The organism is Neisseria sicca (assembly GCF_014054945.1).
GTDB classification, from domain to species: Bacteria; Pseudomonadota; Gammaproteobacteria; order Burkholderiales; family Neisseriaceae; genus Neisseria; species Neisseria sicca.
In genome coordinates, this window is record NZ_CP059566.1 from 2673561 (window position 1) to 2687176 (window position 13616).

The window sequence follows — 13616 nt, forward strand, 5'->3', positions numbered from 1 at the left end:
TGCCTCGCCTTAGCTCAAAGAGAACGATTCTCTAAGGTGCTGAAGCACCAAGTGAATCGGTTCCGTACTATCTGTACTGTCTGCGGCTTCGTCGCCTTGTCCTGATTTAAATTTAATCCACTATAAAAGTTTAGACGGGTCGGGTATCTTGCTGGTGTGTCCAATGCGGAGTATTCTGTTCGGGCAAAAGAAGCCCGTCGTCGGTCAATTGTCAGCGCGTCCTAACATCACGGCGGTTTTCGTAAAAACCATGTAAACAAACGGCGCATTTTTGCCCAATATAAAGGATATTGATAAAATGACCCGTCCCTGCCGATGGCAGCAGCAGATTCCTCTGCCGCCAAAAGGTCGTCTGAACGGCATCATCAATATAGGTATCTCATGAATAAGAACACTCAATACGGCAAAGGCCTTTTCGGCTTTTTCTTCGGCCTCATCCTCGCCACCGGCGTGATCGGGGGCATCCTGTATTTTCTGAATCAAGACACCCCGAACGCCTTCAAGGGCGCGACCGAGCCTCAAAAACAGCAAACCGAGCCTGAAATCCTCAAGCCGCAGGAAAAATCCAAACCTGAATCCAAGCCTGAGACTGAAGAGCAGCCTGTCGTCGTTCCTGTAGAGAAAGAGCGTCCGGCAGAAGAAGCCAAGCCCGAACAGAAACGCAGCGAAGCCGACGACGATGCGGCAGCCAAAGAAAAAGAACGCGCAGAAAAAGAAGCGAAAGAAAAGGCAGATAAAGCCAAAGCCGAGAAAGAACGCGCGGACAAAGAAAAAGCGGAAAAAGAGCGTGCCGTCCATGAAGCAGAAGACGAAGCCCGCGAAGCAGAAAAAGCCCTGCGTGAAGCTGAAAAAGAAGACAAAGAATCTGCCGAACGCGAGTTGAAACAAAAACTCGCCGAGAAAAAGGCAGAGCTTGCGAAAAAACGCGCAGAAAAAGAAAAAGCCGACAAAGAAGCCGCCGATAAAGCCAAAAAGGCAGCCGAGTTGACGGATAAACAAAAAGCGCGCGCCGAGCGCAAACTTGCCGAGAAAAAAGCGGCAGAGAAGAAAGCCGCCGAAGCCAAGAAAACCGAAACGGCCAAAACCAACAAACCGACCCCCGAGCAAATCCTGAACAGCGGCAGCATCGAAAAAGCCCGTCAGGAAGCAAATAAAGGCGCGGCGAAAGAAGTGAAAAAAGCCGAAGCAGAAAAACAAACTGCTAAAGCCGACAACGCCAAAGCCGAAGCCAAAACTGCGGAAGGCGGTAAGAAAGTCATCCTGCAAATGGGTTCGTACGCCGACCGCAACAGCGCCGACGCGCAACGTGCCAAACTCGCCATGCTGGGCATTTCGTCCAAAGTGGTCGAACGCACCAACGGCGACAAAACCGTTTACCGCGTACAAAGCAACAGCATGTCGTCTGAAGCCGCAAAAAACGTTCAGAAAGACTTGCAAAAACACAATATCAACAGCCTGATGCGTTCGGCTCAATAAGGAGGCGGCAATGAAACGGACAACCAAACCGGCAGCCGTCCTCCTCAGCCTTGCGCTTGCCTTTTCCGCAAGTGCGCAGGCTGCGGTCGAAGGCGTGGATTACACGGTTTTGAACAAACCGATTCCGCAACGAGACGCATCCAAAATCGAAGTTTTGGAATTTTTCGGCTATTTCTGCATACATTGCCAAAACTTTGATCCCGTCTTGCTGTCATACAGCAAAACTTTCCCGAAAGACGTTTACCTGCGTACCGAACATGTCGTCTGGATGCCTGAAATGTTGGGCTTGGCGCGGGTTGCCGCGGCGGTTAACGCTTCGGGTTTGAAGTATCAGGCAAACCCCGCTATTTTCAAAGCCGTACACGAACAGAAAATCAATTTGGCGGATACCGCCACTTTCAAAAGCTGGGCGGCGGCACAAAAAAGCTTTGACAGCAAAAAACTGATTGCCGCATACGACGCACCCGCCAGCCTCGCAGCCGCTAAAAAAATGCAAAGCCTGACCGAGACTTACCGTATCGAAGGTACGCCGGACGTCATCGTCGGAGGCAGATATCGGGTCATATTCAGCAGCGATTGGGCGAATGGGCAGAAAATCATAGGCGAGCTGATTAACAAAGTCCGCCAAGAGCGTTCCGGCAAAGCCGCGCGCTGACGGAATTTAGCCAGACAGTTTCGGAATGACCGCAAAAGATAAGGCGGTTTCCGAACTGTCTGTTTGTTTTGGGCGGCGTAAAATACATAAAAACGAATACTGCTGAGGAATAGGGCGAATGCCGTCATACCGCAGCAGTTTTCCGATTCCGATACCGCTTCATCCTGAAATCCAGACGGGCAAACGTCGTCTGAAAACCAAAAAAGAAAGCAATATGGACATTTTGACCTTATTAAAAGCCCTGCTTATGGGCATTGTGGAAGGCTTGACGGAATTTCTGCCGATTTCAAGTACCGGCCACTTGATTGTATTGGGCGACTTGCTCAATTTCCACAGTAACGGCAAAGTATTTGAAATCGCCATCCAACTGGGCGCGGTGCTTGCCGTGATTTTTGAATACCGTCAACGTTTTACCTCCATTTTATCCGGATTGGGCAAAGACCGTGCCGCCAACCGCTTTGTGCTGAACCTTGCCATCGCGTTCGTGCCTGCCGCTTTGATGGGATTTCTGTTTAGAAAACAAATTAAATTATATCTATTTAATCCAAAAACCGTGGCTATCATGCTGGTGTTGGGCGGACTCTTTATTCTGTGGGTCGAAAGACGCCAAAGCAAAGTCAAACCTAAAGTCAAAAGCGTGGATGAAATGCGTCCAATTGACGCGCTTGTGGTCGGCTGCGCCCAAGTGTGCGCGCTGGTGCCGGGGACTTCGCGTTCGGGCAGTACGATTATGGGCGGTATGCTGTGGGGCATCGAGCGAAAAGCCGCGACCGAATTTTCTTTCTTCCTCGCCGTGCCGATGATGATTGCCGCCACCGGCTATGACGTATTTAAACACTATGAACTCTTCACGTTGCAGGATATCGGGCTGATTGCCGTCGGTTTTATCGCCGCCTTCTTGGCAGGTTTCTTAGCGATTAAATCGCTGTTGAAATTCGTGTCCAGTAAAAACTACGTTCCGTTTGCCTATTACCGCATCGTCTTCGGCGGATTGATTCTGCTGACTTCGCATATGGGCTGGGTCAAATGGACTGCATGATGTTGAAGTAGGAATAACCTGCCCATGATAAAAGGTCGTCTGAAAACCTCGAAAACAAGGTTTTCAGACGACCTTTGATTTGTTCGGATACACCATATCGCAATATGGTTCAAGCAGCGCCGTAGGGGATTTTTCCTGTCAAATCCAGATGCAGGAATGAAAGTTCCGGATTGTCGGTTTAACGCAGGGGTCGTCTGAAAAACCATCGTTTAAGGTTTTTCAGACGACCTTTTGATAAGAACTTCAGACAGGATTATTCGATGATTTCGGTGAAAACGACGGTTTTGCCGCCGCGGGTAAGCGTGGCGAAGCCGTCCTGAAGCTGCCATATTGTGCTTGCGTTGCGGTATTCCGTGGTTTTGGTCATCGAATGGGTTTGCGTCAGTTTTTCGACCGTACTTCCCTGACGCAGTTCGACCGTCATCGGGCTGTTGCTGTTGACGTAGATGGCGGAGATGCGGCTGCCGTCGGCGGCTTGGTAGCGGATGGCGTTGTTTTGCGCTTCGGCGACGACGGCAAGAGGGGCATCGGGGCGGACGGCTTTATACGAACCGCAGGCGGTACACAGTCCGAGCAACAGCAGGAGGGCGTATCTCTTCATAGCGTCTCAATAATGGTGGTGGGGAATGTGGCCTTCGAGATGGTAACGCGTTCCGCAGTAGGGGCATTCGATGTCGCTGTCGGACTGAATCGGGAGGAAGACGCGCGGATGACCGTTCCAAGTTTCGTGGTTGGGGCCGGAGCAGTGCAGCGGCAGGTCTTTGGGGTAGATAATGACGGTTTCGGTGTTTGCGTTCATGATTTTTCCTTGGTAAGTCCGACCTTATTGTACGATATATCGCCTGCTTGTGCATCGCAAAAGGTCGTCTGAAAATAGGTTTTGGTTTGATAATGCTTTGGTTATAATGCGGTTTTTATGATGAATCGGCTTTAAATCACTTTATTTTCAAACGGGCTTTAACATGACGACACTTTTCCGGCAGGATGATTTGAACCCTCAAGACGCCGCAGAATTTCTCTACACATTGAGCGCGGCGTATTTGGATTATACGGATGCGGCAGGCGATGAGGAAATGCGGTGTTTGAACGACGAACAACACACGCTGACGGCTTACTGCTATTTGGACAGCCAAGTGCAGGAGGGCGGTTTTGTGCAACTGATTGCGGCGGGTTACGGCGAATATGTGTTCCATAACCCCGTCGCCGACAGCCTGCGCCGCTGGCGGATTAAACCGACACCTAAGATTTTAGATAAGGCGAAGGCTTTATACGAGCGGGACGGCGCAAAAATCGAGGAAATGGCGGACAGCGGGGCATCTTTGGACGCGATTCGTGCCGAGTTTCCCGATTTTGAGGAATTGGACGGCGAATATTACGAAATCGCGGACGACGATATGGCGGCGGCTGTGGCGTATGTGTTGGCAAATTGGGGCAAGTTTGCGGAGATTGCGGATTGAGTGAACGTTATAGTGGATTAACTTTAAACCAGTACGGCGTTGCCTCGCCTTGCCGTACTATCTGTACTGTCTGCGGCTTCGTCGCCTTGTCCTGATTTAAATTTAATCCACTATAAGAAATATTGAACAGATTTTCCTGTGTGGGAGGTCGATAGCAAAAGGTCGTCTGAAAACCTGATTCGGTTTTCAGACGACCTTTTTTCAGACGAGCTTAAGCGTAATGCCGCTCTTCGCCTTTGCCGTCCACATTCTCGGCACAGCGTTTGCAGATGGTTTCATGTCCTGCGACTGTGCCGATGTCGTGGGTGTAGTGCCAGCAGCGTTCGCATTTTTCGCCGTCGCTGGCTTTGGCGGTAACGGCGAGTTCGCTGCCGGTTTTGACTTCGACTTTGGACACCAAGAGGGCAAAGCGCAATTCTTCTCCCAAGGCGTTCAGGTAGTCGGCGGTGGCTTCCGGCGCGGTGATTTCGGCTTCTGCCTGCAATGACGAACCGACGGTTTTGTCGGTGCGCAAAGGCTCGATGGCGGCGGTTACGGCTTCGCGGGCTTCGCGGACTGCTGTCCATTTTTTCACCAGTTCGGCTTCGGCTTTTTCGTTGATGGGCGGGAACTCGTGCCAGGTGTGGAAGAGGACGCTGTCTTCTTCTCCACCGCCGATGATGTCCCACGCTTCTTCGCCGGTGAAGCACAAAATCGGTGCAATCAAGAGAACCAGGCTGCGTGTGATGTGATACAGGGCGGTTTGCGCGCTGCGGCGGGCGTGGCTGTCGGCTTTGGTGGTGTAGAGGCGGTCTTTCAGGATGTCGAGGTAGAACGCGCCCAAGTCTTCCGAGCAGAAGGCGACGATGTCTTTCACGGCGAAGTGGAAGGCGTAGCGCGGATAGAAGTCGCCTGCCAGACGCTCTTGCAGCTGGCGCGCCAACACTAAGGCGTAGCGGTCGATTTCGACCATGTCTGCCTGCGGTACGGTGTGTTCGAACGGGTCGAAATCACTGAGGTTGGCAAACAGGAAGCTCAAGGTGTTGCGGATGCGGCGGTAGCTTTCGGTTACGCGTTTGAGGATTTCTTTGGAAATCGCCAATTCGCCGCTGTAATCGGTGGATGCCGCCCACAGGCGCAGGATGTCGGCGCCGAACTCGTTATAGACTTCTTGCGGCGCGACGACGTTGCCGATGGATTTCGACATTTTGCGGCCGTTTTGGTCCACTACGAAACCGTGGGTCAGAAGCTGTTTGTACGGGGCGCGGCCCATGGATGAGGCGCAGCCGGTCAGCATGGAGGATTGGAACCAGCCGCGGTGTTGGTCGCTGCCTTCGAGGTAGAGGTCGGCGGGCCAGTCCAATTCTTCGCGCTGTTTCAAGACGGAATAATGGGTCGAACCGGAGTCGAACCATACGTCCATCGTGTCGGAAAGTTTGTCGTAGTTTTCGCAATCTTCCGCGTTCAACAATTCGCTTTTATCGAGGGAGAACCATGCCTCGATGCCTTTTTCTTCGATTTTCAGGGCGATTTTTTCCAAAAGCTCGGCGGAGTTCGGATGCAGCTCGCCCGTTTCTTTGTGGACGAAGAAGGTCATCGGCGTGCCCCAATAGCGTTGGCGCGAAACAACCCAGTCGGGGCGGCCTTCGATCATGGCTTCGAGGCGCGCGCGACCCCAAGACGGGAAGAATTCGGTGTCGTCCACGGCTTTGATGGCTTTGTCGCGCAGGGTTTTGCCGTCGCTTCCGGCTTTGTCCATGCCGATAAACCACTGACCCGTCGCGCGGTAAATCAGCGGGGTTTTGTGGCGCCAACAGTGGGCGTAGCTGTGTTCGATTTTGCTGCTTGCCAAGAGGTTGCCGGTTTCTTCCAGCCATTGCAGGATGACGGGGTTCGCTTCCCAAACGCTCATGCCTGCGACGCGCGGCGTTTCGCTGATGTATTTGCCTTCGGCGTTGACGGGGTTGTAAAGCTCGATGCCGTATTTGTTGCAGACGGCGTAGTCTTCCAAACCGTGCGCAGGGGCAGTGTGCACCAAGCCCGTACCGGCGTCGGTGGTAACGTGTTCGCCGTTGAGCATGAGGATATCGCGTTCGAGGAACGGATGGTTCATGTGCAGGTTTTCCAGCTTGTCGCCGGTGGTTTCCGCGAGGACGCTGAGGTCGTCTGAAACGAAGCCGTAGCGTTTGAGCGCGTCTTCCGCCAAATCTTTCGCCAGCACCAATTTGCCTTTGGGCGTATCAATCAGTTGATACACCACGTCCGCACCCGCAGACACGGCTTGGCTCGCAGGCAGCGTCCAAGGCGTGGTCGTCCAGATGACGGCAAACGCTTTGCCCTCGATGCCTGCTAAACCGAATGCGGCGGCAAGCGCGGCGGTGTCTTTAAACGGATAGCCAACGTCAATCGCAGGTGATACTTTGTCTTTGTATTCCACTTCCGCTTCCGCTAGCGAAGAGCCGCAGTCCAAGCAGAACTGAACCGGTTTCGCACCGCGGTAGAGATAGCCGGATTTGTAGATTTCGCCGAGCATGCGCACGGTATCGGCTTCAGTTTTGAAATCCATGGTCAGGTAGGGGTTGTCCCAATCGCCCAACACGCCCAGACGGATGAAGTCTTTTTTCTGGCGGGCAACCTGCTCGGCGGCGTATTCGCGGCACAATTCGCGGAAACGCGCTTTGGGCATATCTTTGCCGTGCAGCTTTTCCACCATCACTTCGATGGGAAGACCGTGGCAGTCCCAGCCCGGCACATAAGGCGCGTCGAAACCGGCTTGGGTTTTGCTGCGGATAATGATGTCTTTGAGGATTTTGTTGACGGCATGACCGATGTGGATGTCGCCGTTGGCATACGGCGGGCCGTCGTGCAGGATGAATTTCGGACGGCCTTTGGCGATTTCGCGCAGTTTTTGATAGCGTTTGTGCTCGTACCAGCTTTTCAGCCACGCAGGCTCGCGCTTGGCAAGGTTGCCGCGCATCGGAAACGGGCTTTCGAGCAGGTTTACGGTTTTGCTGTAATCGGTCATGTTGTGATTCTCTATGGTCTCGGTATTTCGGTTTCAGACGACGTTTCGCTAAGGTCGTCTGAAAAAATGCAAAGGGCTATTGTAGCCGAATTGTATTGTTTTTATAAGGGGTTTGGACGAAAGGTTGGGGCTTGGCGCAAGGGTGGAGGAGTCGGTTTTGCCGTAAATTTTGCGGTTTGACGGATTCACATTAATTTGATGAAGGTTGACCTTAAATTGAAATAAAATGATAATTTATATCATTAACCTTCTAAATTTCTTCCTCGACGATACCAAGCTTGCCGAACTTTGGTTCGTCCGCCGTCCGGGCAGCAACGGCATTGTCCACAGCATCGAAGCCTATGACGACCGCCGCAATTTGGTGCTACAACTGTTCGGCAGACCCGCCGATGCCGAAGCGGAATCCGAAGCGTGGCGCGCGTTGATTGCCGAAGTGCGCCAAACATACGGGTTGTAATCTTTTTTGAACCCACACCTCGTCTGAAACCCCGTTTTGGGTTTTCAGACGACCTCCAAACCCTGCAAACCATACGGAAACATCATGAAAAAAACCATCATCGCCGCCGTCCTGACCCTGCTTGCCGCCCATGCCGCCGCGCAGCGCGTCGTGATCCTGACGCCCGACGTTGCCGACATCGCCGCCAAACTCGGTGCGGACAAAGAAGTCGTCGGCATCCACGAGTTCAACCGCAACCCCGCCTATAAAAACACGCCGTCCATCGGCTTCTACCGCAATTTCTCCGCCGAACCCATCATCGCCAAAAAGCCTGATTTGGTCATCGGAAGCTGGATGGCGAAACCTGACGGCATTTACGCCCAACTCAGCCGCGCCGGTGTCCGCGCTGAAAACGTCAATTCAAACGAAACGCTGGAGCAATACCAGCAAAGTTTCGCCCGCATCGGCAAATTGTTGGGCAAGGAAAAGCAGGCGCAGGCTTTGGCGCAGCAGTTTAAAAGCAGCATCAAGGCGCAGCCTGCCAACGGCAAACGCTACATCTTGAGCTACGACGGACGTTATGTTGCGGGTAAAAATACTGTCGGCGACGTGCTTATCCGCTTAGCCGGCGGGACGAACGCGGCGGCTTCGGTGGACGGACTCAAACCGTTCTCGCGCGAAGGCTGGCTCAATGCGAAACCTGACGTCATCATCATCGCCAAACACAATGAAAAAGCCCTCGGCGGCCTCGACAAAATCATGACGCGCCCCGAAATCGCCTCCAGCCCCGCCGGGAAAAACAAACGCATCTTGTTCTGGCAGGCGGACGACTATATGCGCTACGGCCTCTACACACCCGACATCGTCCGCAAGCTGCACGATTTAGGGAAATAAGAGGCGGTCGTCTGAAAGTGGCGTGATGGCACGAAGTCGGATGGGCAATCCGGCTTTTTGTCGGTTTCAGACGACCTTCTTTCTTTTGCCGCCGTTGTTTCGGAACAGATGCACATGAAGGCAGCAGCGTTCTGCGTTCGTTTATTGTGAACAGGTCGTCTGAAAACGGGCAACGGCGGATCCGTCGGCGTTTCGCAGCCGCTGCCGAAATACTCTTCAAAGAATCACAACATGAAAAAATGGCTTCCGGTGTTGCCGGTTTTATCTTTGTTTCTGATTTGGTTTTGCGCCGGAGTGGGCGAGGGCGGCTGGAGCAATCCGCTTGCCGCCGATCCCGTGTTGATGGAAATCCGCCTGCCGCGTATTTTTGTCGCTTTGCTGGTCGGCGCGGCACTTTCCGCCAGCGGCGCGGCGTTGCAGGCTTTGTTTGAAAACCCGCTTGCCGACCCGAGCTTGATCGGAACGTCGGGCGGGGCGGCGATGGGCGTAGTGCTGGCGATTGCGATGGGCTGGAACATCGCCGTACCGCTGGCGGCATTTGCGGGCGCGTTTGCCGTCTGCATCCTGATTCTGCTCGGACACCGTCTGGTCGGCGGCGGCAAGCTGGGGCTGTTGGTCATGGGTTTTGTGGTCAGCGCTTTGTGCGGCGCATTGGTCAGTCTGATTCTCTTCCTTTCAGACGACATGGCATTGCGCAGCGCCATGACTTGGCTCTCGGGCAGCTTCTCCGAAGCAGGTTTTGTTTCGCCGGCTTACGCAGGCGGCGTGATGCTGGCAGGTTTGGTCGTGCTGGCCGCCGTCGGCCGCCGTCTCGACTATCTGCTCTTGGGCGACGAAACCGCGCACACTATGGGCATCAGCGTCGCCGCCACCCGCGTGGCAACCATCATCGGCGCGGCTTTGATGATCGGCGCCGCCGTCTCGCTCGGCGGCATCATCGGTTTCGTCGGCATGATGATACCCAACGTATTGGCGCAGGTGGTTGGCGGATCGCGCACCCGCCTGATTATCCTGTCCGCCGCCGTCGGCTCGATTTTCATGTTGCTCGCCGATACGTTTGCCCGCTGGGTGGTGTACCCCATCGACCTGCCTGTCGGCATCGTCATCGCCATTTTGGGCGGGCCGTTTTTCCTGTGGCTGATTGTCAAAGACCAAAGGAGCTGACATGGCATTGCTCATCGAAAACTGCACCGTCAAAGCCGGAAAACGCACCATCCTGTCTTTGGATCGCGCCGAATTTCCCCAATGCGCCGTCAGCGCGGTCATCGGCCCCAACGGCGCGGGCAAGTCCACCCTGCTCAAACAGTTCCTCTACCATCCGCAAGCCAGCTGGTGTGAAGCACCCATGAAGGACGCGCTCAGACAACATAAAATCGCCTGGGTCGGGCAACACGAACATTTCAACCTCCCCATGACCCTGTCCGAATACGTCCTCATCGGGCGATACCCCAAACTCGCTTGGTATCGGCGACCCAAACAGGCAGACACCCGACGCGCCCAAGCCCTGCTCGAGCATTTCGACCTCGCCGACTTGCGACACAAACGCATCCAAACCCTCTCCGGCGGCGAACAGCAACGCGCCGCCGTCATCCGCGCGCTGTTGCAGGATGCCGAAGTCCTCTTCCTCGACGAACCGACCAACCATCTCGACGTCCGCTATCAACACAGCCTGATGCAGCACCTCACCACCTTGCCCGAACAAGGCATGACCGTCGTCATGGTGTTGCACGACCTCAACCTCGCCGCCCACTACGCCGGCCACATCACGCTGATGAAAAACGGCAGCATCACCGCCGCAGGCGCAACCGCCGACATCATGGACGCCGAACGCCTCAGCCAAACCTACGACTGGCGCATCCTCGAATGCACCGCCAACGGCAAAACGTGGTTTCAGGCGGAGACTTTGTGAGGGGTCGTCTGAAAAGCGGGTGTATCACGGGTGGTTTGTAAAATGAATCTCCGCAAAAAGGTCGTCTGAAAAAGAATATTCAGACGACCTTTATCGTCAATATAAATAAAAGATACCCATGACGTCATTTCCTGACCTGCGTAGCAACTGTATTTTTCACCCCGTCGGGCAAAAATACCAAAACTCAAATCAAGCCGTTCGGATGCTGTTGTCGGCAAAGTAATCATTCAATATCGTCAGTAGTCGGTATACATTGTAGCGTGGGCTTTGCCCACGATAATGTTGGGTAAAAGAGGTCGTCTGAAATTTTGAGTTTGATTCGTGGGCAAAGCCCACGCTACGGGTTTCTATTTTCTCTTGCTACGGCTTATCGTAAGTTGCTGAGTGTGTAGTCGGATTCTCGAATCCCGAACAGTTTTAGACGTTTGAAATCCTCGTAAAAAAGGTCGTCTGAAACTTTCAGACGACCTTCCTGACAACTATTTACACACTTTCTTCACAACAAACCTTCCGCTTTAACCCAAGCCAAAATATCGGCTTCTACGGCTTCGGGCGAACCGGGATTGTCGATTTTGACGCCGTATTCGTCCGTGCCGAGTTCTTCCAGGATTTCCAGTTGCGAATCCAGCATCCCCGCCTTCATGTAATGCCCTTGGCGCGCCATCATGCGTTCGAGGTTGATGGCTTGCGGCGGCGTCAGGTGGATGAAGGCGGTTTTGCCTTGTGCGCCGCGCAGGATGTCGCGGTATTGGCGTTTCAAGGCGGAGCAGGTAACGATGGTGTACGCCGCGCCGCTTTGCGCCTGTTCCGTCATCCAGTCGCGTAGGTTGCAGAGCCACGGATAGCGGTCTTCGTCAGTCAGCGGGATGCCCGCGCCCATTTTGTCGCGGTTGGCTTGGGTGTGGAAATCGTCGCCTTCGGCGTAGGGGCATTGGTTGAGGTGTTTTTGTAGGGACAGGGCGGCGGTGGTTTTGCCGCAGGCGCAACCGCCCATCATCACAAAATGCGTCGTCATGTTCTCTTCCTTTGTTGGATTTGAAAAATATAAGGTCGGGCAGACGGTTTAGAGCGTCTCAAAACCGTTTTCAGACGACCTCAAACCACGGCAAACAGCAGCGCCGACACTGAAAAACCGATGGCGGCAATCAGCGTTTGGTTGACCGTCCATGTTTTGAGCGTGGTCGGTACGTCCATATCCAAAAGGCGGCCGACCAGCCAGAAGCCCGAGTCGTTGAAGTGGCTGCAACCGACCGAGCCTGCCGCGGTTGCCAAAACGACGCAGGCGAGTTGCCAGTCGTTGAAGCCTGCGGCGGCAACGGCGGGTGCCATCAATGCGGCGGCAGTCGTCAGCGCGACGGTTGCCGAACCTTGCGCGATACGCAGCGCCAATGCCACTAAGAAACAGCCCAGCAATACGGGTATGCCTAAATTCGCCATGCTGTCCGCCAACGCCTGACCGATGTCCGATGCGCGCAACACGCCGCCGAACATCCCGCCCGCGCCGGTAATCAAGATAACCGAACAAACGGGAGCGAGTGCGCCGTCCACCGTTTTCTCCAGCGCGCTTGCCTTTTCGCCGCGTTTTCTGCCCAAAACATAAAGTGCCACCAAAACCGAAATCAGCAGCGCGACAGGGGTCGAGCCGATCATGCGCGCCACCTGTACCCAATGTTCGTCCGCGCTGACGACTTTTTCACTGATTAAGGTGGATAGACCTGTATTCATAAAAATCAACAGCATAGGAATCAGCATAATGCCGACCACGGTCGAAGCCTTGGCAGGCGTTTGCGGCCGGTCGTTGTCCACCGCGCCGCCGCTGAGCAAGTCGGGAACGGGAACGCGGATGGTACGTCCTAAAACCTTTCCAAGCAGATAACCGCTGACATACCAAGTGAACATGGCGACGGGCAATCCCAAAATCAGTACCTGACCGATGTTCGCCGAATAAAATTCCGAAGCTGCAATCGGACTGGGGTGGGGCGGCAGGAAAACGTGCATCACCGAAAACGCGCCGATAGACGCCAGAGCATAAGGCAATACGTCCTGCTTCATGCGCCGCGCCGTCGCGAAGACAATCAGCAGCATCACCACCAATCCCGCATCAAAGAAAATCGGGAAACCGAAAATCAGCGACGCCACGCCCAAGGCAAACGGCGCGCGTTTTTCGCCGAACATCCGAATCAGCGCATCCGCCAGCGACTGCGCCCCGCCCGAAGTTTCCACCAGCCGCCCGAGCATCGCGCCCAAACCGACCAGCAAAGCCACGCTGCCGAGCGTACCGCCGAAGTTTTTCAACAGAACGTCGTTCACAATCTTATCCATCGGCAGCCCCGTCGCCACCGCCGTCAGCAGGCTCACCGACACCAGCGTCAACAGCGCGTGGACACGCAGTTTCACAATCAACAGCAAAATCAGCACAATCGCCATCGCCGCAATACTCAGCAGCCAGCCCGCGCTCAAAGTCTGAGTCCAACCATCCATTTTGAAGCCTTTCTTTGTAATCAGAATACAAGGTGGTTAAGGTTTTTCAAACGTATCCAATAGACCATAGCACGATTTGCAACGGGGCGGTATGGTGGAATTTTGAGTCTATAAGCGTCTAATTTTTAGATGAATTTTAATAATAAATGAGAGACAAAATAGAGGGTGAAAAAGACAAGGTCGGATGAGGTATCCGATAAGGCGGAGAGGTCGTCTGAAAGTTTCTTTATCGGGTGTCGAACATGAAATATTATGCAAAAAAGGT

The 13616-nt window shown here is 54.0% G+C and carries 13 protein-coding genes; 8 read left to right on the top strand and 5 right to left on the bottom strand.

Features of this window, described 5'->3' with window-relative positions; translation table 11 throughout:
- Positions 1–381: 381 nt before the first annotated feature.
- From H3L95_RS12670 to H3L95_RS12680, 3 genes are all read left to right on the top strand, one after another.
- Positions 382–1476, top strand: coding sequence for an SPOR domain-containing protein (locus H3L95_RS12670; protein ID WP_003757158.1), 1095 nt, complete (start codon positions 382–384; stop codon positions 1474–1476).
- A gap of 10 nt (positions 1477–1486) precedes the next feature.
- Positions 1487–2131, top strand: coding sequence for a thiol:disulfide interchange protein DsbA/DsbL (locus H3L95_RS12675; RefSeq protein WP_003757157.1), 645 nt, complete (start codon positions 1487–1489; stop codon positions 2129–2131).
- A 214-nt stretch (positions 2132–2345) separates the two neighbouring features.
- Complete coding sequence (locus H3L95_RS12680; RefSeq protein ID WP_040668248.1) at positions 2346–3170, top strand: undecaprenyl-diphosphate phosphatase; 825 nt, start codon at positions 2346–2348, stop codon at positions 3168–3170.
- Between the two features lie 253 nt (positions 3171–3423).
- On the opposite strand, the gene H3L95_RS12685 is transcribed toward H3L95_RS12680, so the two are convergent.
- Both H3L95_RS12685 and H3L95_RS12690 read right to left on the bottom strand, forming a co-directional pair.
- On the bottom strand, positions 3424–3771 hold the full coding sequence (locus tag H3L95_RS12685) for a hypothetical protein (protein ID WP_003763387.1): 348 nt from the start codon (positions 3769–3771) through the stop codon (positions 3424–3426).
- Positions 3772–3777: 6 nt separating this feature from the next.
- Complete coding sequence (locus H3L95_RS12690) at positions 3778–3969, bottom strand: zinc-finger domain-containing protein (protein ID WP_003763364.1); 192 nt, start codon at positions 3967–3969, stop codon at positions 3778–3780.
- A 163-nt stretch (positions 3970–4132) separates the two neighbouring features.
- On the opposite strand from H3L95_RS12690, the gene H3L95_RS12695 reads away from it, so the two are divergent.
- Positions 4133–4627: a DMP19 family protein gene (locus H3L95_RS12695; protein WP_003757153.1), complete on the top strand. Its 495-nt coding sequence runs from the start codon at positions 4133–4135 to the stop codon at positions 4625–4627.
- Between the two features lie 211 nt (positions 4628–4838).
- Here the strand turns inward: H3L95_RS12695 and ileS are convergent, their stop codons facing one another.
- Positions 4839–7631, bottom strand: a complete 2793-nt coding sequence (gene ileS / locus H3L95_RS12700; RefSeq protein WP_040668230.1) for an isoleucine--tRNA ligase — start codon at positions 7629–7631, stop codon at positions 4839–4841.
- 226 nt (positions 7632–7857) lie between these two features.
- Between ileS and H3L95_RS12705 the strand changes: the two genes are divergently transcribed.
- The 4 genes from H3L95_RS12705 to H3L95_RS12720 all read left to right on the top strand — a co-directional run bounded on the left by H3L95_RS12705 (position 7858) and on the right by H3L95_RS12720 (position 10870).
- A complete protein-coding gene (locus tag H3L95_RS12705; protein ID WP_003757150.1) occupies positions 7858–8088 on the top strand; it encodes a ChuX/HutX family heme-like substrate-binding protein in 231 nt (76 codons plus the stop codon).
- 84 nt (positions 8089–8172) lie between these two features.
- Positions 8173–8961, top strand: a complete 789-nt coding sequence (locus H3L95_RS12710) for a heme/hemin ABC transporter substrate-binding protein (protein WP_003757149.1) — start codon at positions 8173–8175, stop codon at positions 8959–8961.
- Between the two features lie 231 nt (positions 8962–9192).
- Entirely contained in the window at positions 9193–10125 is a 933-nt protein-coding gene (locus H3L95_RS12715; RefSeq protein ID WP_003757148.1) for a FecCD family ABC transporter permease, read from the top strand.
- A gap of 1 nt (position 10126) precedes the next feature.
- A complete protein-coding gene (locus H3L95_RS12720) occupies positions 10127–10870 on the top strand; it encodes an ABC transporter ATP-binding protein (RefSeq protein ID WP_003757147.1) in 744 nt (247 codons plus the stop codon).
- Between the two features lie 496 nt (positions 10871–11366).
- On the opposite strand, the gene H3L95_RS12725 is transcribed toward H3L95_RS12720, so the two are convergent.
- Complete coding sequence (locus tag H3L95_RS12725; protein ID WP_003757143.1) at positions 11367–11885, bottom strand: gluconokinase, GntK/IdnK-type; 519 nt, start codon at positions 11883–11885, stop codon at positions 11367–11369.
- 80 nt (positions 11886–11965) lie between these two features.
- Positions 11966–13351, bottom strand: coding sequence for a GntP family permease (locus tag H3L95_RS12730; protein WP_003757142.1), 1386 nt, complete (start codon positions 13349–13351; stop codon positions 11966–11968).
- Positions 13352–13616: the final 265 nt, after the last annotated feature.